A 19979-nucleotide genomic window follows, 5' to 3' on the forward strand; every position below is an offset into this window, starting at 1 on the left:
GGAGAAAAAATCATGAGCGGTGACTTCTGTTGCTTCTACTGCGGGCGATTCCTCCCTAGAGCAGAGTGCTCCAGCGAGCACATCATACCCGCATGCCTTGGCGCCACACTAGACAAGACGGGCACAAAACTCGTCTGCAAGAGCTGTAACACGAGGGCAGGCAAAGACGTTGACCAGCCCTTCTGTCGCGATTGGATTATTGAGTCGAAGCGATTCTTTCATGGGGTCGTGAGCAGGGGGAAGCGACCATCTACCAAAACCGGGCGAATCGATTGGGAGCGACCGGAACAGGTAGAGGTATATTTTCTAGAGCACAAAGTTATTGCCTACAGATTTAGAACCAAGGCTAACGAGTCCTGCGTCATGTTTGGGAGTATCGGACAGGAAGCCACGCCAGAAGCAGTAGACGTGGTCAAGAAGTCTCTAAAGGATCGATTCTCTAATCACAAACCTATTGGCCCAGATGCTGAGCAAACCGATGAAGAGCGCGAAGTAGTAAAGGCGATCGGCGCAATGGGGAGAAACCTCAAGCTAACCATGAGCGTTGACATCACGGCATGGGACCGAGCAGTCGTTAAGATGGGGCTTGGCTTGGCATGTCTATATTTTGGTGAAGAGTTTGCAAGGTCCCAGCAGGCAGATCGCCTTCGCTTGTTTCTATGGGAGGAAGACCCAAACAAGAGAGACGAAATACCGCTCCATGGCAGCGCAGGCTTCTTATCGCAAAGTGAGCAAAAGTTGAGCCGGATCTTCCACGAGGATAAAGGAATTCATACTTTCTGCCTCGTGGAAATTGAAAACAAGATCGGGTTCTTCGCCGGGCTTTTTGGCGATCATGAAAATTTCTTGGAGATCGATGCGCTGGGTACTTTCTGTGGGCGTCTACCTGGAACGTTGATGAGAGGCGCGGTGTGGCTCGTCGATCCAAAGAAGAAGGAGACAACGGGACCTGTATCCATTGAAGAGCTGCTTCAACAAAGATCTAAAGAGCGACGCCTCGCAGCAGAAAAGGAATTCGAAGCAGAAAGGGAGTTTGCACAGAAAGACCAAGCATCAAAAGACCCTAAGAAAACCTCTTGAGCTGAGGAACAGGGGAGAACTGACAGCACGTCTCGAAAATACAAGTCGGGGCAACCGAACTACCACTCCGACTTATCTTCGGCAGTTTGCTTCGTATCCCCAAGCAGCCCCTGTCTAGATGTTCAATGCACTCATGTTGCAGGCGCTGGGCCGCTCGTAGAAGTCGCACGCATTTACGTGGGCTCAGCGCGAATGGCCGCTGACGCAACCCAAACCAAAGGGCCCACGTAACGTGAACAGTGCGCTGACGAAGATTGCGACCGCTCAGGCGGCGGCTGGCGGACGCTATCCGCGCTTCGGTCGATACCTGCTGGAAGTGGAGGTCATTCGGACGAAGTAGGGCTTCAAGGGTGATTCGGCCATCGCTGAGCTGCGCGTGCGCGAGTCCGAGACCGCGAGCAAGCCGGGCGAGACGGGCGAGACGGGCGAGACGGGCGAGACGGGCGAGACGGGCGACTACGTCGAGAACCTGAGCGACCAGAAGAAGGGCGGCGGCGGGCGCTTCAAGTCGTTTCTGATGACGCTCGTCGGCGCGGATGAATTCCAGTTCGCGAACCCGGCCGCGCTGAAGAAGTTCTTCGACGAGCGCCAGGCCGGAACCCACCTGCTGATCCGGTGCGAGGTCTTCCCGAAGCAGCTTCCCCCGAAGGATGGCCAGCCGGGCAAGGTGATCAGCGGCTACCGCTGGGCTCACGTCGAGCTGAACGACGAGCAGCTCGCCCAGGTCGAGCAGTCGCGCACGGCGAGCAAGCTACCGTCGCTCGCCGACGCGCTCAAGTAGGAGGTAGCCTACGCCGTGCTCTGGACTGTGTCTTTGAGTTCCGAGCACGGCGCAGGCCCGAACGCAAGATTGCGCCGAGCACGCTCGCCCAATCAGCCTCGCGCGATCTCAAGCATGCTTCTCTGATGGATCGAATCCTCTCAACGCGTCGTCGACCGTAAATGCTTGCAGATGAATCAGCGAGGGCACTGCATCGTGCAGGAAGTTGATCCTCTCAATGAGCACCCCGTCGTGGGTGACAAGACTACCGCACCTTCCCCCCGATGCCGCGACGTAAGCGTCGACAAGGTCATTACGATCCGGCGTCAATAGGGTGTCGTATCGCGCAAAGTTCAACTCTCGTTCCGCCTTGGTAATGGTTGCAGCGTAGTCAGCCAAACGTGCGAGCAGAGCGTAAGTCCAAGTGCACGGATACGCTACGTGGTCCGCCTTGGCCGTTAGAATGGCGTCGGGCGGCCGCTTTGTGTGACTTACAATTATGTTTTTAGCCAACAAGTCGCACTGCTCCAGCGCGTTTTCCGTTCCATAGAGATCCATATTTCTCTTAAATTCATCGCGAAACCATTGCTCGGCTTCGTAGTGCCCGCAGAGATACCGCGTTCTTTCGGCGTGTTCTTCGTGGATTCTAGTTCTTTCCTTAATCCACGTTTCGCGAAACGTTTTCAGATACCCCACAAGATCCCCGGCAGCGATTGATGCAGTCACTTCATCATCAATCATACTCGCCGGCGCAGACCGAAGTCCGCTGCCGGACCACTCGGCAGCAACAAACGAATACAAATCGAAATCAATGAATCGAACACGGCTGCCAAACTGCCTGTAGAGGTTTTGAAACCTCTTAAGCAATTCAATTCGCCTTCCAGCATCTTTAGGGGCCAACACTTCGTACAAAGAAGGCAGCGAGAACCAGACGTTTCCAGAGCGCGGGCTCGCCAGCAATTTCTCAACCAAGCGCAAAAGACTCTCGTTCCGACAGTCGTCCGGATCAATGACATTGCTATCAAAGATGATGTCCGAATGAGGAAAGGTTCGCCTTTCCTTGGGCTGTTCGTCTCGGCGATTCGTCATGGACGAGATCCTATCAAGCTGGAAATCTCCACACCAGCACGGCGCCCGCAAGAGTTTGCGAAGCACTGCACTATCGCCACCTGCGAGGAAGACGGCTATTGAAGATTTGGTCGTTTGACACTGAGACCCATCGCAAGCGCCCGGGTCTGTTGGCGCCCCCTCTTGTGTGCGGCAGCGTTGCGACGCGCGCCCCCGGGAGCGAGCGGCTACTCGACAAGGCTCAAGCTCGACACTTCTTCGCCAGCACGATCGGCGACCTCGACGCTCACCTCGTCGGCGCAAACCTCGCTTACGACCTTGGGGTGATGGCTGCGGACAACCCGCGGCTGATTGGTCCCATCTTCGAAGCGCTCGACGCGGGCCGACTGCATGACGTGGCGATCCGCGAAGCGCTGATCGACATCGCGAAGGGTCTTCACGGCGTAGACCCGACGACCGGGCGCAAGCTCGACCACGACGAAGGCGCTCGCTATCCGCTTGCGCTGCTCGTGAAGCGCTACTTCGGCGCCGACATCAGCGAAGACAAAAAGAACCCGAACGAGCGGCACGCTGTAGGCTGCGACGTGACCGGATGGCAGCAGGTACGCGACGAGCAGCTCGCTCTCCCATCCCCCCGGGCGCCCCTTCATCGAGTCAGGATCGGCACTGTGCGAGCTGCCCCGGTGTCACGCCGTCGGGTTAGTAGGTGATCGAGCTGAACGCCTTCGGCTGGCGCAGCTTGAAGTCGCCCTTCACGATCGCGCGGATGGTCGTCTCGTCGTACTCGGCGCAGGTGTCGTGCTCGGAGAGGATCAGGTTCTCGTCGATCCCGTAGATGAATTGGCGCCAGTCGGCACAGAACGTGATCCGCGTCACTGGGACGCGCGTCGACATTACGAAGGGGAAGCCGCGAATCGTCCCCTTGTCCAACATCTCCTGACGGAAGATGAAGATGCCCGAATCCTTGAGCTGCATCAGCGCGGTCGCGCGGGTCGGGTGAATGACCCACGCCGCAGTGCCCATGCGAACGTGCGCGGTCAGCGGCAACTCGACCGCCTTGTCGATGTCGGCGAGGTAGGCTGTAGCGGTCGTGCCCGTGCTCGCGAAGACCTGAGCAGCGTCGAGCTGAACGAAGAGCCCCTTCGGCTGCGCACCCGTACCGTCACCGTTGAAGCCCGCGTCGTCGAGACCATCGGCCACGGTCGCGCGGATGTCCTCACCGACGCCTGCGTCACCGACGCCCGGGGTACGCAGCAGGTCGTTGCTGATGTCGGTCAGCACCATTCCCTTGTGCGCCTTGAGCACGAGCTTCCCGTACTTCGGTGCGCTCCTCGGGACATTCTCCCCCTCACCAACCCACTTGAAGACCGAAGTCCCCGTCTGCGTGCCCATGTGCAACTCGCCCTTGAACGGCTGGGTTCGCACGCCGAGCTTGAGCAGCGCGGCGTCGGGACGCAGGAACTCGATCACTTCGCCGCTCTGCTGGATGGGCACGAGCACGCCTGCCGAGTCAAACTTGCTGAGCTGAACCGCCTTCTGCACGTCGGCATTGCCGAAGCGCTTCGCGACGTCGATCAGCTCGGCCGCGCCCGTGCGGCGGCCCAAGGCGATGACGCTCTTCGTGAACGCGCCGAAGTTCGCAACGCTCGCGTAGACGCTACCCTCGCGCGTCGCCCTGTCTGTACCCACGCGGCCGGGGGCGCTTCGGGCCGCAACGTTGATCAGCTCACGCGCGACCTCGGGGCCGAGCGCCTTCACCATCTCTGCGATCTGCTCGCGAGTCATTACTTCACACTCCTGGGATGTAGCTTTTGAATGCCTCGACGAAGCTCTTCGCGGCATCGGCGGCTCGGCATAGCACCCGGTAAATGGGTGCGGATTTCGCGCGTGGCTCAGCCGTTGCTGATGGCTTCGGCGTTCGCTTCGGCCGAGCTGCCCGCGGCTGGCGTCGGCGTCGCCTGCGGCTCGTTTGGTTTCTGTCCGGGCAACAGCTCGGCGAAGCCCTGACGCTCGGGGTGTGGCTTGAACCCGGCTTCGGTGCGCCACTCGTCGAAGCTGAACGCGCTTGGAAGCGTGCCCATCACGCGCAGCCGGTGCTCGCGGTCAGCCGGCACGGGTGAGTCGTAGGAAAGGATCACGTCGTCGTCGAAGCGGGGTGCAAGGTGCTTCTGGATCGCGGCGAGAAACACCTCGGCGCGCGGCTTCGTCGCCTGCTCTGCCAGGTGCTCGCGTGCAGCGAAGCTCGTCGCCTTGTTACTGCTCGTCACGTCGCCGACGATCTCGGGCGGCACGCGGTAGACCATCCGGATGTAATCCATCAGGAACTTCCGCAAATCGACGAGCTGCATGTCACGAAAGGGCGTGTCGAGCCGGGCAAACGTCGTCTTGCCGCTCGTGATCATCACCCGGCCCGCGTTCGCCGGCCCGCCATACTCCCGAGCCAGCGATTCCTTGAACGCCTTCGCGGGGCCTGCCTGCGATTCGTTGAAGCCCTCGATCGCGATTACCGCGCCCGGCAGCATGTTGTTGTAAAAGGCGTTCTTCGTGTAGCGCGCGGCGTGCTCGTCGGTGTCGACCTCGTCGCCGAGCGCATAGGCGATCCCAATGCCGCGCCCGAGCGGGTCAGCCGGGTTCAGGCGCTTCACGTAGACGACGCTCGCGGCTGGAAGCGTGAACATGCGACCGCCAGCCGTGACCGTGTATGTGCGCTCCCCCTTCGGCTTGCTCAGGTCAGGCAGCGCGAGCACACAATCGGGCGGCACCGGCCATAGGCCGACCGGCACGCCCGCGAGTTCCTCGACGACCGCGAAGAACTCGCCCGTCAGGTCGTAGTGCGTACAGAACAGCTTCGCGAAGTCGCGACCCGTCATGTAGTCGTTCGGGTCCGCGAGCAGCCGCAGCAGTGGATGGTCGGGCAGTTCGACCGCGCCCGCCACGTCGACGAGCGCCTTCAACCGACCGCGGCGCTCGTCACCACAGACCCGGCGAAGTGACACGTCGACGAGCGCCTTCCGAGTGGTGGGGTCGCGCCGCTGGAAGGCACGCCACGTCACGCCAGCGAAGGCGTCACCGACCGTGTCGACGATCGTCCCGAGCCACGGCATTTCGGCATACGCCGCGAGCAGCGCGGGCACCTCGCGACGTGGCGGGGCCGAAGTCCACCGGCTCAGCTCCAAGCCGGTTCCCTTGCGCTTGCTGCCGCTCAGCGCGGCGCGCACCCTGTCGAGCATTCCCATTGCGTGACCTCGGACGGCGAAGCACTGCTCAGCGCGCTTAGTCGGCCGCGCCACCCAAGCTAAATGGGTGCGGTTTCGCGTAGTTTTTCTGTCGGTTGCAGGGGGAGCAAGCTCGGCGCGGTGGAGGTTTCCCCTAGAATCATCGCCTTGGGAGCCTCAAAACTCGATGGGACGCGCACGGGTGTAGCCGCAGCGGGCGATGCGTTCAGGATCACGCCACTGCCATGAGCAGATCGCCACAGGGCCGCGCGTTTTTTCTCGAAATTTTTCGAGCGTGTGCGCGCTCCGAGCAAGGTCTAGATCCGCCCGTGCCGGAAAGTCCGAGCCGGGGGGTAAGCAGCCGAGCGCGAAACCTCCTCGACACACACGGTCGCCTGCGCACTCCACGTGCCGAGCCCTGCGCGCCCCGCTTTGAAGGCTGGGGTGTCCAAACCGGCCTGCCTGCTCCGTCAAATTCTCACCTAGACTCGGAGAACCATGTCCGAACCCCGCCGTCACCACGTCGTTCCGCAAATGCACCTCAAGCGCTTTGCGGACCATAAGCACCGCATCGTTATGGTCTCCCGAGACCAGAAGAAGCGCTTCAAGCTCGCGACAAAGGAAGCGTGTGTCCAAACGGATTACTATGCCGTTGAGACAGAAACCGGACGGACGCAAGAGATGGAAGGGATCCTGAGCCTCATCGAGAGCGAGGCCGCTGAAGCCATCAAACTGATGCTCAGCGGTAAATTTCCTCCTTCTCCTAAGGACCGGGAAGCAGTCGCCATGTTCATTGGGTTTCAATGCGTGCGTGGAGACGAGGCCCGTCAGGGCTACGAACAACTCGTCGACATGATGACCAAAAAGAGCGTCGTCGAGTACCTCCGCAAGCAAGAAGGTCGCGAGCCGACTGAAGAGGAGATCAAGGCCCAAAGGCTCCTCTTGAGCAATCTGGACGCCACCACCATCAAGCTGCTTCAGAATGTGAACATCATGATCATGCTTGAGCTGGGCCCTAGATTCGCGGAATACATGGTCCAGCGCAGCTGGATACTCGTTGACCACGGCGAGCCTTGCCTGCTCACATCCGACACGCCAGTCGCGAGATGGTCGAAGCCAACTGGTCCGGGGGACTTTGTGGTTCACGGGTACGGCACAGCGGACCAGATCCGGATGCCACTGTCTCCTAGGCACTCTCTGGTTCTGGACCGGAATGAGGGACTTGAAGAGCGGGTGTTGCACATGGGGTGCAAGCTAGGCCCTGAGCTTGGGGCAACACTGAACAAGCTTGTCGCCTACAATGCCCGCCGCTGGATTTTCCATCACCCGGATACGGACCCACTGAGGGGAATCACGCTTCCGCCAGCCGATCCAGTATTGAGGATTGGCTGACCCGCTGGGCGCATTATCCCTGAGACACTATCCACGGGACCTAATCCGCCTGTCGCACTCCTGGACGTCTACACACCGCGCCTGCCAGCGGCGCCGTCATGCACCGGCATCCGTCAGTCGCTCGTCGACGGTCAGCTCGCCTTGCCCACGCAACAGGCGCACGCCGCATAGCTCGCAGGGCATCACGTACAGGTTGCGCCGTCGAGCTGCCTCGCGGTCTGAGCAGGCCAAGTGCCGAGCCCCGACGGTGCGCTCGTAGGTGATGACCTCGCCCGGCTCAATGGATAGCGAGCACACGGCACACGGCGCGCGTCTCTTGGCGGTCAGGGTGGGCAGCTCAGCGCCCCCGCTCGACGAGCATCAGGCGCAGGTCGGCTAGCGCACGCACGAGCATCCGGTCGACGCGGCTCTTCGGCGCTCCCCAGGCTTCGGCCACGGAGCGCACGGACTGAGCCGGCCGGTTGATACCGAACACGCGGGAGACCAGATCACGCCGGTCGGGCGCTAGGTAGCGCACAGCCTCGAAGACACGGGCCCGGCGCTCGGCGGCGAGTAGCATCAGCTCGGGGTTCTCGTCGTCGGCATCCTTGCTGCCGAGCACCCGAAGAGCGCCTTCGACTTCCTGCCAAAGCCACATCTTGCCGGTCACGCGGTCAGCTTCCGGCGTCGTTGCGTCGGTGCTCTCGGCACGGATCGCGGGGCGCTCGCCACGCTCACCCCCAACCGTGCGCCCCTTGTGCGCTCCGTCGCGCAGGTGAACATCGCTCGCGTGCATTCGCGCGCATTGCTCGCAGGCCGTCCGGGCACGGAAGTGAGCGACCTCGCCGAATGACTGTCCGCCCCTCGTGGGGTCGTACTTCTCGATCGTGCGAAGAACCGCGATCGGGGCGATCTGTTCAAGGTCGCCGGATGTTTGGGTGCCCGCGAAGCGCCACGCGAGCTTGACGACTTGCTTGATCACAAGAAGGGTAGACACGAGCAGCCAAGCAAACAGCAGCCTTACGGTCAGTGCGTCGCCCGTTCTACATGCGAGTATTATTCGCGACACAGGGGCAGCTTGTCGCTCTGCTCGCGTGGTGAATGAGTGGTTCGCGTTGCTCAGTGTGGCACCGGCACTGAGGGGCGCCGAGTCGTGAAGCCTCATCGGATCAAAACTCCAGAAAGCGGCTCGTCACGGCCGACGTCGTCTAGCTCCGAGCGCACGCTTCCTGATACCTCGCCCGTGGGCGGTGAGGGGCTCGCGCCAAATTCGAACGCTGAGAAGCATTGCGCCCAGGATCTAAATAAGTGCGATTCAGCGAGAGTGGCTCAGCCGAATGATCAGTCGCGCTCGCGAACCTGCTGTCATGCCGAGCAAGCGTCAACGGCGGCACGTCACCGTCGAGCCCCCGAAAACTCCTAAACGCGCGCACCTCACAGGCGCTCACCTCTCCCCTATCCCTACTCCTACATCAACTTTCTCTAGGGGTTTATAGAACTAGAGATCTGACGCTTTGACGTGCCCCCCCGCGATGCCGTGGCTAGTGCTTGCGCCTCCGCTGTGTCGCCGAGCAGTCGTCAAGCGCGGCGGCGTCAAAAACGAGGGAGTGAAAACCCCTAAACGCGCGCACCTCACAGGCGCTCACCTCTCCCTTATCCCTACTCCTACACCAACTTTTTCTATGGGGTTATGAGACTAGAGATTTGACGCGTTGACGTGACACCACCTTCGCAGTGCCGCTCGTGCCGGCCGGGCCAGTCTCGGGATCCGCACCCATTTAGGGCGATGTGCACTCTTCGCCCCGACCTGTTTCATCGCTTCCCGATATCGCCGGCAGCTACGCCGTTCGGGTTCGTGAGCTGCTCGCGACTCGCGACGCCCCCATGACCGCGGCCGAACGTACGAGCGCGCTCGGCTGTAACGAGCGGCGCGTTCGTGAGGCGCTCGATCGGCTCGTGTTCTGCTCCGAGGTCGAAGTCGAGCGACGGCACACGCCCGGCAAGCGCAGCGCGCTCCCAGGTAGCTTGTGCCAGTTCGCCCGGTGGAAGAGACCGCCCTCGCGTTCACCTGCGGCGCGGAGAAATATGACGCCGAAGAACTTCCGATGCGGGACGAACTGGCGTTGCTACGTCGGTGCGGCGTTGCGGCACACGCTCGCCTTCACTCGCGGCGAGGACACCGATCCCGAGACCGGGCTTTCGCACCTGGCAGACGCCGCCGCGTGCCTGATGATCCTGCGCGAGCTACAAATCGACTCGCTCGGAACGGACGACCGGATCAAGGGCTCGGCCCCTGTCGCACGCTGGTTCAGAAAGGCGGGGGAAGGGGCATGACTGAACCCACTGCGACGCAAGCCAAGCCGGTGAACCTGCCCGAGTTCCTCACCGTCGACGAAGCCGCAGGTCTCCTGCGCGTGAACCGGAAGACGCTCTATGAGTCGATCCGACTGGGACAGGTGCCGGGGGTTGTTCGCGTGGGGAAATCGCTGCGGATCCGCCGTGCTGCCTTGGTAGGGTCTTCCGTGGGTGAGGGCCGTGATTCTGCGCTTGCGAGTCGGCGATGAGCGTCAGGTTACGGCAGTGGAAGAACAAGGCAGGGAAGGTTGAGGAGGCTTGGCAAGTGGACTTCGTGTTTCAGCACTCCGACGGGAGACGACAGCGAGTCGTGAAGTTCTCGCCTGTCCAAACTCGTCGAGGCGCTGAGCAATACGAGCGCGAGCTTCGCAGCGCCATTCTGAATGGGACCTTCGGAAAGGAGCAGAAGAGCGAGGAGCGGATCACGCTGGCGAAGTTCACGCAGCGATTCCTCACCTTCAGCGAGAACAACAACAAGAACTCTAGCGTCTTCAGCAAGCGCCAGATTCTGAAGCACCACATCACGCCTTTCTTCGGTGAAATGGCTTTGGCTGAGATCGGCCCCGCCGAAATCGAAGACTTCAAAGCCTTGATGCGAAGCAAGAGGTCAGCCGCACGCGCCCGGAAGGAAGCCCCTACAAAGGCTGCGATCCGGAAGCGGCAGAATGCGGATGCCAAGCCCCTAAGCTTGAAGACGATCAACAACGTTCTGACCGTGCTTCACAAGCTGCTGTCGCTCGCTGAAGAACAGCGGGTCATCTCACAGGCTCCACGCGTGAGGCTCTTCGGGAAGATCGCGAAGCCCGCCTTCGACTTCCTGAGCTTCGACGAAGCCGAGCGGCTTGTCGCCGCCGCTGAACCGGAATGGCGACTCGTGCTGCTCGTCGCCCTCAAGTCGGGGCTGCGGCAGGGGGAGCTAATCGGGCTCCAGTGGAACGATCTCAGCCTGCCGCAGGGCTTGCTCCACGTCCGACGGACAATCTGGCGCGGGATAGAGGGCTTGCCGAAGGGCGGGCGCGAGCGAACGGTCGATTTGCCCGCGTCCGTGGTGGATGTCCTAAAGGCACACCGGCACCTTCGGGGTCGCTTCGTCTTTTGCCAAGAGGACGGACAGCCACTAACGCCGGGGAAGATGAAGGCGCCGCTTCGTCGTGCGCTCCAGGCGGCGGGCATCACCCGCGAGCAGGGGCAAATCGGCTGGCACGACCTGCGGCACACCTACGGGAGCCACCTCGCCATGAGGGCCGTTCCGTTGAAGGTGGTCCAGGAGTTGATGGGACACGCGACCATCGAAATGACGATGCGCTATGCCCATCTGAGCCCCGACACGCGGAGAGAGGCGGTCTCTGTTCTCGACCGCCCCTCTGTTCCCGTGTGCGACATACGTGCAACACGGGCGGTTGAAGCGTCTAACCACCCGTAACTACAAGGTGAAACTGTGGAGGCGGAGGGAATCGAAGCCGCTGCCTACTCGAACACGCCGATGCCCGGGTCGCTGCCGCCGGGCTTCGTGGGCTTCGTGGGCCGGGGCGTCGGAGCGGCACGCACCGGCTCCAACCGCACGCTCACGCGCTGCTCCGCCATGTCCGCGAGCCGGCTGTAGTCCAGGGTCTTCTCCTGGTCCTGATGCCCGGAGAGCTTGAAGCGCAGCTCGGTGACCTTGGAGCGCGGCATGAGCAGCTTGGTGGGCGTGGTGCCGATCTGCGCATCACCATCGAAGATGGCCGCGCCGGACGGCGAGGAGGTGAACTCCACCGTCACGTCCTGTGGCAAGGCCGCCGGAGGAGGCGTCGCCGGCGGATCCTGCACCCGCGTGGACGGCGGCGCTTCCACAGGCGCCTTCGGAGGCGTCATCGCCACGGGGGCCTGCGGCGTCTCACCACCCCCGCGCGCCATCACCACCGCTACGCCCGCGCCAATCAGCAGCAGCGGCACGCCGATGATGGCCGCCTTCACGCCCCCGGACATGCCCTTGGGCGGCGGCGGAAGCTCCGGCTCCACGTGGCGGGGGGCAGGGGGACGCGGCCTGTTCGACGACGCCGGCGCCGGGCTGTTCCCGTTGGACGTCGCCCGCGGAGCCGCCGCCGGCGCTCCCGCCGACGTGCCGCTTCGAGGCGGAGCCAGGCCCACGCGTGAGCCCGTCTTGCCCGTGGCCGGCGCACGGCCCGCGCGGCTGCCCGAACCCAGCCGGCTGCCCGAACCCGCGCGGCTCCCAGAGCCCGCGCGGCTGCGGCTGCCCGTCCCGCGCTCGGCGCCGGGCGTGCCGCCCGTGGGGTGCGCGTCCAGCTCGTCGGCGGACAGCCCCTCCACCGCGTCCAGCAGCGAGTCGATGAACTCCTGCGCGTTCTGGTACCGGTCCTCCTTCTCCGGCGCGAGCGCCTTGGTGAAGAAGGCGTCCAGCTCCGGCGGCACCGGCGCGCCCTGGCGCTTGCTGTTCACCGGGGGCACGGGCTGCGTCAGCGACGCCGTCAGCGCCTTGCGCACCGTGTTCGCGCCGTAGGGCGAGCTGCCCGTGAGGCAGAAGTAGAGCACGCCCGCCATCGAGTAGAGGTCGGAGCGCTGGTCCACGGACTCGCCGCCGGCCTGCTCGGGCGGCATGTACTGCGGGGTGCCCAGCACCTGGCCGGTGGAGGTGAGCTGCTCCTCCTCGTCCTGCTCCAGGGCCTTCACCAGACCGAAGTCCAGCACCTTGACGAAGTCCTTCCCGTCGAGCGCCTGGACCATGATGTTGTGCGGCTTCAGGTCGCGGTGGACGCAACCCTCGTCGTGCGCGTGCGCCAGGCCCAGCGTGGCCTGCTCCAGCAGGTTCACCGCGCGGCGCAGCGTCATGGGCCCTTCGCGCTTCACCAGCTCCTTGAGGCTCTCCCCCTTGAGGAGCTCCATCACGTAGTAGCAGGTGCCGTCCGCGGCCCGGCCGAAGTCGAAGATGGTGATGACGTTCGGGTGGCGCAGCCGGCTGGCGATCTCCGCCTCGCGGCGGAAGCGCTCGAAGAACTGGGGCGCCGCGGCGAGCGACGGGTTGAGCGTCTTCACGGCCACCGGGCGCTGGACGGACGTCTGCGTGGCCCGGAACACCATGCCCATGCCGCCCTGGCCCAGGACGCTTTCAATCTTGTAGCGGCCGTCCAGCACCTGGCCCAGGAGCTGGAGGCTCTGCGCTGAGCACAGGTGATCTTGACCTTCGGTACTACCGCAGTGGGGACAGGGGGCGGCCATGGGTGCCGGGAGTATAGGCAAGCCCCGCCTTCCGCCCAACCGGGGAGATGTGCCCCCTGGGCAGTCAAGCAGGCATCAGAACCGTTCCCGAAGGGCTTGCGGGCTGTTATCTCCCCCCTCCGCCATGAGCCTCGTCATCGCCCAGGACATCAGCCTCGCCTACGGAAAGAAGGTCCTCTTCGACGAGGACAATTTCACCCTCGGTCCCAGGGACCGGGTGGGCCTGGTGGGGGCCAACGGGACGGGAAAGTCGTCCCTCATGAAGATCATCGCCGGGGCGAGCCAGCCGGACGGGGGCACCGTCCAGTACAGCCGCCGGGCCCGGGCGGGCTACCTCCCCCAGGAAATCGCCGGCCTGCCGGAGGGCACGGTGGTGGAGGCGGTCATGAGCACCGTCCCCGGCCGGGACTCCCTGGAGGTCCGGCTGAAGGACACGGAGGCGGCGCTCGCCGGCAGCTCGGACGAGGAGGAGCAGCTGGAGCTGGCCCAGACGCTGGCGGACCTCCACGCGGAGCTGGACGACTTCGAGAACCGCTACGGCCGGCACCACGCCGAGCGCATCCTCAAGGGCCTGGGCTTCAAGGACGCGGACCTGTCCAAGCCCACCCAGGCGCTGTCCGGCGGCTGGCGCATGCGCGCGGCGCTGGCGGGACTGCTCCTCCAGGACCCGGACCTGCTGCTGTTGGACGAGCCCACGAACCACCTGGACGTGCCCACGCTCGCGTGGTTCGACGGGTTCCTGCGCCGCTCCAACAAGGCGATGGTGCTCATCTCCCACGACCGCGACTTCCTCAACCGGCAGATCAACCGGGTGGTGTCCCTGGAGATGGAGGGCGTGCGCGAGTACGCCGGCAACTACGAGGACTACAAGCGCCAGCGCGCCGAGGAGATGGTGCTCCTGCAGGCGCGGGCGGAGAAGGTGGAGCAGCGCCGCGCGGAGCTGCAGGGCTTCATCGACCGGTTCGGCGCGAAGGCCACCAAGGCGAAGCAGGCGCAGAGCCGCGCGAAGATGCTGGCCAAGCTGGAGAAGGTCCAGGTCCTGGAAGAGCGCCAGACGATGAAGTTCCGCTTCCCGGAAGTGGAGCGCAGCGGCCGGGACGTGGTGTTGATGGAGGACATCACCAAGCGCTACGGCGCGCTCACCGTCTATGACGGGCTGAACGCGCGGCTGGAGCGCGGCCAGCGCATCGCCGTGGTGGGCGCGAACGGCGCGGGCAAGACGACCCTGCTCAAGATGGTGGCGGGGGAGCTGGCGCCGGACAGCGGCAAGGTGACGGTGGGGCACAACGTGGTGGTGGGCTATTACGCGCAGCACCACGCGGACAAGCTGGACCGCCGCAACACCATCATCGAGGAGGTGCGGCCCCTGGCGGAGGACAAGCCGGAGAGTTACGTGCGCGGCGTGCTGGGCGCGTTCCTCTTCAGCGGCGACGACGTGGACAAGCCCATCGGCGTGCTGAGCGGTGGCGAGCGCGCCCGCGTGGCGCTGGCGAAGCTGCTGCTGGTGCCGTCCAACTTCCTCCTGATGGACGAGCCGACGAACCACCTGGACCTGGACTCGTCGGAGATGCTGATTGAGGCGCTGAAGCTGTACGGCGGCACGCTGCTGTTCGTCAGCCACAACCGCAGCTTCATCAACAACCTGTGCACGCACGTCTGGGAGGTGGCGGACGGCAAGCTCACGTCGCACGCGGGCAACCTGGACGAGTACCTCTACCACCAGGAGCAGCTGCGCCTGACGGCGGAGGGCGCGGACACAGGCGCGGCGAGCGGGAAGGGCGGGGCGGCGGGTGCGGGTCCGGTGTCGGAGAAGGATCGCAAGCGCCTGGAGGCGGAGGCCCGCCAGCGGCGCTCCGTGGTGGAGGGCCCCATCAAGAAGGAGATCGCGAAGCTGGAGGAGCGCATCGCGAAGGTGGAGGCCGAGCAGAAGGAGCGCGAGGGCCAGCTGGCGGACCCGGTGCTCTACAACGACTTCGCCCGGGCGAAGCCGCTGATGGACGCGCACCGCACGGGCAAGGAGGAGCTGGAGGACCTCTATGCCCGCTGGGAGGCCGCGCAGGAGAAGCTGGCGGCGGCGCAGGCCTGACGCGGGAGGGCTGGACAGGGGAGGGGCCTTGGAATCCAATCCAAGGCCGCCCGAAGTCCGGAGCCTCCATGTTCTTTGGCCGTTCCAACGAAAACCCGACGTTCATTCCACACAGCAAGATTTCCGCGGCGGTCCAGGACCTGATTGAAGGTGCCCAGCGGGAGCTGACGCTGGTGACACCGTATTTCAAGCCCTGGAATCATTTGCAGAATGCCATCCGTGGCCGGCTCAAGGCGCATGTCCCGGTCACACTGGTCATCCGGGCGGATGAGCTTGCCAAGACCTCTGCACATCTCCAGCCATTCGCTGCGGAGGGAGCCCAGATCCTGAGCTTGGACCGGCTGCATGCGAAGCTCTACATGAGCGAAAAGTGCGCCGTCCTGACCTCAATGAATCTCCTGGAGACTTCCGCACTCAATAGCTGGGAGTGTGCGTTGCAGATTACGGCCAGTGACTCGCCAGCGCTGTTCAAGCAGTTCTCGGAGCAGGTCCTGGCTATTCGCGAGGCGTCCACCCGGGTCTCGCTCTCATCAATGACCGGGGCTCCGGCTCCCTCACCACAACCGGCAGCGAAGCAGGAGTTCAACTTCATTCAGCACTTTGGCGTCAAAAAGACTGACCTGAAGCCCGAGATGATTGAGGCGCGCCGCACGTACCCACGCGCCTATGAGAACTGGTCGGACGATGAGGCGGAGGTCGTCGCTAAGTTCGCTCAGGGCGGACGAGACGCCGAGACCATCGCCAAGCTCTTGGGACGCCAGCCCAGCGCCATCGAGCGGAAGCTGAAGGAGCTGTTCTAGGGTCGCCATGGCCCACATCTCTAAAGAGGTTGCGTACAACCTCATCGTCGAGCTGGGACTGCCTCAGGTCATCCTGGACATCTTCGAGGGCAATTCCCCGGAGGACTGCAGCTATCGGTATGGGCGTCCGGATGAGTACTACCGGATGACCGAAGAGCATCAGGCGAACTACGGCGCGGACGCCGTGGTGCCATTCATGGACAACAGCAACTTCGACGTTCTGTTCGCCTATGATCGACAGCGGCATGCATATCTTCGCTTCTACGTGGAATCGCCAACGGAGGGGCTCGCCCAGCCCTTCTGCTCATGGCAGCAGCTCATGGCTCAAGAGTTCATACGTCACTACGAAGATGAAATGGACAACGCCCTCCTTCGTGATTTCGCGAAGCGGTTCGACTTCCATTTCGTAGAGGAGTTGATCGAACTGGGAGAGCGGGACTGCCGGGAGGACGACGAGAGGTGGCTCGCGGAGTGCGAAAAGTTCGTCGCCTGGGTTGGCGAACGAGGGGACAAGGCGCTGCCGTAGGCGGGTTATTGAACATCGAAGGTCTTCCGGACGGGGGCGCCACCGCGCTCGATTTGCAGCTCGATGCGCCGGGCGTCCCGCAGCTTCGTGAAGGCCTCCAGCGCCTTGTCGGGGCTGTCCAGGTCCAGGCCGTTGATGCGCTGGAGCACGTCTCCGTTGCGCAGCCCCAGCCGCGAGAAGAACGACTCCTCGCGGATGGAGAACAGCTTGAATCCCACGGGGCGGCCGTCCTTGAAGGCGGGCACCACCCGGGCCTGCATCGACAGCTCAGGCAGGTGCGTGAGCGCTTCGGTGACGTCCTCGCGCGGCACCGCGTAGGTGTCTGGCCCCGTCTCCCGGATGCCGCGGCCCAGGCCTGAGCCTCCGGGCTGCGCGGCCCCCGGATGGGCGTTCACCGCGACGGGCGGCACGCTCCCGAATCCGTCGACGTACTCGAGCCGCCCGTCCACCAGCAGCAGGATGCGCTCCCGCTCGATGGCGAAGACCCGCGCCCCCTGGATGAGGTCACTGACCATCAGGCTGTGCGCGCTGCCGGCCGGTAGCTCGTGGATGGAGGCCATGGACCACCTGGGATCCTGCGCCACCAGGGTGCCCAGCAGCCGGATGGCCAGCGTGCTCCGGTGGATGTCCGGCGGCCGCTCTGGATCCACCTCTACGCCGGTGACGAAGGAGAGCCCCGTCAGCTGTGCCAGGCGCGTCTCATCCAGCGCCCTCGAGGGAGGGACGTTCGATGGCACCGAAGCCGCCGCCCAGGTGTCCCGGAGGCCTGGCAGCACGAAGGCGCTGGTCACCTGATTCGCGATCAGCGCGGACGTCAGGGCACACGAAAAGACAAGCAGGACGAACAGGCCCTGAACGGGCCGCTGCATTCCATCATTCATGACAAAGGCCTCCCTGTTTGGAACAGGGAGGCCTTGAGCAAACCAGGGGCCAGCGGCTCCCCAGAGGGGGCGCGGTGGGCGCTGAGGCCCGGTCCGGGACCTCGTGTCAGGAAACGCGGTGCCAGCAATGACAACCCGTCATGACACGGTGTCCGTCCGCCCTCAGTGGCCGTAATAGAAGGCTGAGCCCCAGAGGTAGGCGGTCCGGCTGGCGGGAGCCGTGCCCACCAGGCAGTGCGCGCCGTCATAACCGCCGATGATGCAGTGGGGAGTCGGCGTGATGTAGAGGTTGTTCGCCCACTTGAACGGCGTCGAACCCCAGGGCAGCGGCATGACGAAGCAGTTGGCCCCGTCGAACGTCGACGGCGCGGGGCACGCGTTGCCGGGGCCGGGCGTCAGGTAGAGGTTTCCGGACCAGACGAAGTAGCTGGTGCTCCAGGAGGGGTAGGGGAGGATGTAGCAGTTCGCCGTGTCCCAGCCGGAGGGCGCCGGGCAGTAGGTGCCGGGCAGCGCGTTGACGTAGTAGGCGTTGTTGTGGACGAACGCCGTCAGCCCGGAGGGCACGTTCATCACGTGGCAGTTCGCCCCGTCCCAGCTCGCGGTGAGGGGCGCGCCCGTGTGCGACGTGACCTTCGGCGCGCAGGGGTTGTAGGGGTTGTAGGGCGTGGCCGCCGAGAAGAACGCGTACGAGTCCGCGTTGCGGACGGCGCTGCTGGGATTGCTGCTCGCGAGCGCCAGGTTGGCGGAGTAGCCGTACTGGATGTCTTCCGTCTGCGCCACGACCCGGAAGTGGCTGACTTCATGAATCAGGGTGTCTGCCTTGGAGCCCGGACCCGTCATGGGCGCGGGCCAGAATCCGGAGCACAGGTGGATCTTGTATTCCTTCCGGGGCTTGACGTAGGCGTAGGCGTTGCTCTGGTTGCAATCGCAGTAGAACTTGAACGTCTCGTTGTCCACGGCGTTCCGAATCTTCCGGAAGTTCTCACGGACGGTGCTGTAACGAGAGCTGTCGTAGGCGCCGAACCATTGGGTGTAGCGAGTCACCGGGCTCGCCGCCACCAGGTAGTCATAGGAGTCGTTCGCGTAGTTCAGGGCGTGCTGCCGGGCGTCGATCAGCGCGTTCTTCTGCGAGCTGCTGCACTGCTTCCACTTCTCGTTGCTGCCATTGACGATCTTGGTCTGCGGTTCGTCGTCCAGGTCGTCCGGATCCAGCGGCGGCTCGCGACCCTCGATGTCGAGGAAGACGACGTTGGAGACCGCCGTCCCCCGGCCCATCCTCGCGTCCAGGAGCTCGGTCTTGAACTGGACCGTGTAGGTCCCCGAGGCGGAGAGGTCGTAGTTGTCCCAGAGCGAGGCGATGCCCGAGATGCTCTCTCCCGGCTTCAGCGTGAGGTAATCGCTGTCCGCGGGCGCGTCGCGCCGGTAGAGCCGGCCGATGTAGTCCACCGGCTTGCGCTCCAGGGCGACGGTGAAGATGTCCGCCTGGATGCCATCCACGACAGGCGTCTGGTAGCCGAGGATCCGCACCGGCTCCTTCGATACGTTCGTGAATGTAACGGCGAGGTCCACGGGCACGTCCGCCGGAAACTTCGCCACCTTGGACGTGAGCTTGATGTCGATGGCCTCCACTGCGCTTGCGTGTAATGGGATTGAAACGAGCGCGGCCACGATGAGACAGATCAATTTCATCCAGACAGGGTGCAATATTCTGGGTGAAATTATCAACGTGACAAATGCGTCGTGCGAGACGCCGATTTGTAACCTGAATTGCTACAGCGGCTATTTGAAGATCTTCGACAGGAGCCACACGACGGCGGATTCGGCGGCGCTGTTGTTCAGGTGCCGGGCCCGGCGGCCGTAGGTTTCGCTGGGCTGGGCCTTGGTCAGCTCGTCCGTGTACGGCGCGGAGCCATCCGGCGCGCAGCTTCCACAGTACAGCCGCTCCTCCCAGACGAACCCGTAGCGCACGTCCATCCGCCGGCCACACGTCACGCAGGCCGGCTCGTCACCCACGCGCACCTTGGGCAACAGGCTCAGGCTTCGCTTGGGGTCGTACTCGTGCTCGAAGTCAGCGGCGATGGGCTGTGGCTCATGGCGGGCTTCCGGCTCCGCGGTCTTCTGGAGCCGGGCCAGCTCCGCAGCGTCGAGGGCCACGCCCCGGCACTTCGTGCAGACGTCCACCGCCACGCCCCGCAGCTCCACCATGGGCAGTGGCGCGCTGCCGCACGTGGGGCAGGTGGGCGCCTGACGCCCGCAGGACGGACAGCCCGGGACGTACTGGAGCGAGGTCTCACAGCCCTTGCAGCGCCCGGGCTTGCCCTTCGCGTGCTCGAAGACGGCCGTCAGCGTGGGCGCGCCGACGACACGCGCCAGCATCTCCTCCTCGAACCAGGCGGCCCCGCAGGCTCCGCACTCGTCGCGCACCAGCCCCCGGGCGTAGGTGTTGCGCATCGTCGTCTGGCAGAAGGGGCACGCCTGCATGGCGCCCTCAGCCTACCGGGTCTTTCCCGGAAACGGGATGCCGCGGGACTCACCCCGTGCGGCGGCGCTTCTCCTTCTTCGGCTTGGGCTCGGGCGTCTTCGGGGCCGGCGCGGGTTCGCGCAGCTCCTCCGGGATGGGG

Annotated in this window: 18 protein-coding genes and 1 pseudogene; 10 read left to right on the forward strand and 9 right to left on the reverse strand. The window is 64.0% G+C overall.

What is annotated here, in order from left to right:
• Positions 1–12: 12 nt before the first annotated feature.
• From D7Y11_RS45325 to D7Y11_RS11460, 3 genes and pseudogenes are all read left to right on the forward strand, one after another.
• Positions 13–180, forward strand: a pseudogene (locus tag D7Y11_RS45325) (HNH endonuclease); the annotation flags it as partial.
• Between the two features lie 183 nt (positions 181–363).
• Positions 364–1080 carry a hypothetical protein gene (locus D7Y11_RS11455; RefSeq protein ID WP_233607259.1) on the forward strand — a complete coding sequence of 239 codons (717 nt, stop codon included), beginning with the start codon at positions 364–366 and terminating at the stop codon, positions 1078–1080.
• Between the two features lie 376 nt (positions 1081–1456).
• Positions 1457–1861 (forward strand): hypothetical protein, encoded by a 405-nt coding sequence (locus D7Y11_RS11460; protein ID WP_233607260.1) that lies wholly within the window; start codon positions 1457–1459, stop codon positions 1859–1861.
• Positions 1862–1969: 108 nt separating this feature from the next.
• Here the strand turns inward: D7Y11_RS11460 and D7Y11_RS11465 are convergent, their stop codons facing one another.
• The 4 genes from D7Y11_RS11465 to D7Y11_RS11480 form a co-directional block, all read right to left on the reverse strand.
• Entirely contained in the window at positions 1970–2929 is a 960-nt protein-coding gene (locus D7Y11_RS11465) for a hypothetical protein (protein WP_126933701.1), read from the reverse strand.
• A gap of 206 nt (positions 2930–3135) precedes the next feature.
• The gene (locus D7Y11_RS43255) at positions 3136–3558 is read right to left on the reverse strand and encodes a hypothetical protein (RefSeq protein ID WP_158641928.1); all 423 of its coding nucleotides are present in this window, start codon (positions 3556–3558) and stop codon (positions 3136–3138) included.
• Positions 3559–3607: 49 nt separating this feature from the next.
• Positions 3608–4693: a phage major capsid protein gene (locus tag D7Y11_RS11475; RefSeq protein ID WP_126933702.1), complete on the reverse strand. Its 1086-nt coding sequence runs from the start codon at positions 4691–4693 to the stop codon at positions 3608–3610.
• 107 nt (positions 4694–4800) lie between these two features.
• Positions 4801–6144 (reverse strand): phage portal protein, encoded by a 1344-nt coding sequence (locus D7Y11_RS11480; RefSeq protein WP_199753716.1) that lies wholly within the window; start codon positions 6142–6144, stop codon positions 4801–4803.
• A gap of 477 nt (positions 6145–6621) precedes the next feature.
• Here D7Y11_RS11480 and D7Y11_RS11485 point away from each other — a divergent pair, with 477 nt between their 5' ends.
• A complete protein-coding gene (locus D7Y11_RS11485; protein ID WP_126933703.1) occupies positions 6622–7515 on the forward strand; it encodes a DUF4238 domain-containing protein in 894 nt (297 codons plus the stop codon).
• A 337-nt stretch (positions 7516–7852) separates the two neighbouring features.
• Here D7Y11_RS11485 and D7Y11_RS11490 read toward each other — a convergent pair whose 3' ends face one another.
• Positions 7853–8659, reverse strand: coding sequence for a sigma-70 family RNA polymerase sigma factor (locus tag D7Y11_RS11490; protein WP_233607261.1), 807 nt, complete (start codon positions 8657–8659; stop codon positions 7853–7855).
• A 719-nt stretch (positions 8660–9378) separates the two neighbouring features.
• Between D7Y11_RS11490 and D7Y11_RS43795 the strand changes: the two genes are divergently transcribed.
• The 3 genes from D7Y11_RS43795 to D7Y11_RS11505 are packed head-to-tail and all read left to right on the forward strand — an operon-like array spanning position 9379 to position 11272.
• The gene (locus D7Y11_RS43795) at positions 9379–9828 is read left to right on the forward strand and encodes a dATP/dGTP diphosphohydrolase domain-containing protein (RefSeq protein WP_199753717.1); all 450 of its coding nucleotides are present in this window, start codon (positions 9379–9381) and stop codon (positions 9826–9828) included.
• Complete coding sequence (locus tag D7Y11_RS11500; protein ID WP_126933704.1) at positions 9825–10058, forward strand: helix-turn-helix domain-containing protein; 234 nt, start codon at positions 9825–9827, stop codon at positions 10056–10058. Before D7Y11_RS43795 ends, D7Y11_RS11500 begins: the two co-directional genes overlap by 4 nt.
• Positions 10055–11272, forward strand: coding sequence for a site-specific integrase (locus tag D7Y11_RS11505; protein ID WP_126933705.1), 1218 nt, complete (start codon positions 10055–10057; stop codon positions 11270–11272). Before D7Y11_RS11500 ends, D7Y11_RS11505 begins: the two co-directional genes overlap by 4 nt.
• A 44-nt stretch (positions 11273–11316) precedes the next feature.
• Here the strand turns inward: D7Y11_RS11505 and D7Y11_RS11510 are convergent, their stop codons facing one another.
• A complete protein-coding gene (locus D7Y11_RS11510; RefSeq protein ID WP_126933706.1) occupies positions 11317–13065 on the reverse strand; it encodes a serine/threonine-protein kinase in 1749 nt (582 codons plus the stop codon).
• Between the two features lie 124 nt (positions 13066–13189).
• On the opposite strand from D7Y11_RS11510, the gene D7Y11_RS11515 reads away from it, so the two are divergent.
• The 3 genes from D7Y11_RS11515 (at position 13190) to D7Y11_RS11525 (ending at position 16477) form a co-directional block, all read left to right on the forward strand.
• A complete protein-coding gene (locus D7Y11_RS11515; RefSeq protein ID WP_126933707.1) occupies positions 13190–15151 on the forward strand; it encodes an ABC-F family ATP-binding cassette domain-containing protein in 1962 nt (653 codons plus the stop codon).
• 68 nt (positions 15152–15219) lie between these two features.
• Positions 15220–15951 carry a phosphatidylserine/phosphatidylglycerophosphate/cardiolipin synthase family protein gene (locus tag D7Y11_RS11520; protein WP_126933708.1) on the forward strand — a complete coding sequence of 244 codons (732 nt, stop codon included), beginning with the start codon at positions 15220–15222 and terminating at the stop codon, positions 15949–15951.
• Between the two features lie 7 nt (positions 15952–15958).
• Positions 15959–16477, forward strand: coding sequence for a hypothetical protein (locus tag D7Y11_RS11525; protein ID WP_126933709.1), 519 nt, complete (start codon positions 15959–15961; stop codon positions 16475–16477).
• Between the two features lie 5 nt (positions 16478–16482).
• On the opposite strand, the gene gspC is transcribed toward D7Y11_RS11525, so the two are convergent.
• The 3 genes from gspC to D7Y11_RS11540 all read right to left on the reverse strand — a co-directional run bounded on the left by gspC (position 16483) and on the right by D7Y11_RS11540 (position 19839).
• Positions 16483–17358, reverse strand: a complete 876-nt coding sequence (gene gspC, locus D7Y11_RS11530; protein WP_126933710.1) for a type II secretion system protein GspC — start codon at positions 17356–17358, stop codon at positions 16483–16485.
• A gap of 162 nt (positions 17359–17520) precedes the next feature.
• Positions 17521–19047, reverse strand: coding sequence for a M35 family metallo-endopeptidase (locus tag D7Y11_RS11535; RefSeq protein ID WP_126933711.1), 1527 nt, complete (start codon positions 19045–19047; stop codon positions 17521–17523).
• 90 nt (positions 19048–19137) lie between these two features.
• Entirely contained in the window at positions 19138–19839 is a 702-nt protein-coding gene (locus D7Y11_RS11540) for a zf-TFIIB domain-containing protein (RefSeq protein ID WP_126933712.1), read from the reverse strand.
• Positions 19840–19979: the final 140 nt, after the last annotated feature.

It is taken from the genome of Corallococcus sp. AB018 (assembly GCF_003986945.1).
In the GTDB taxonomy this organism is placed as follows: Bacteria; Myxococcota; Myxococcia; order Myxococcales; family Myxococcaceae; genus Corallococcus; species Corallococcus exiguus.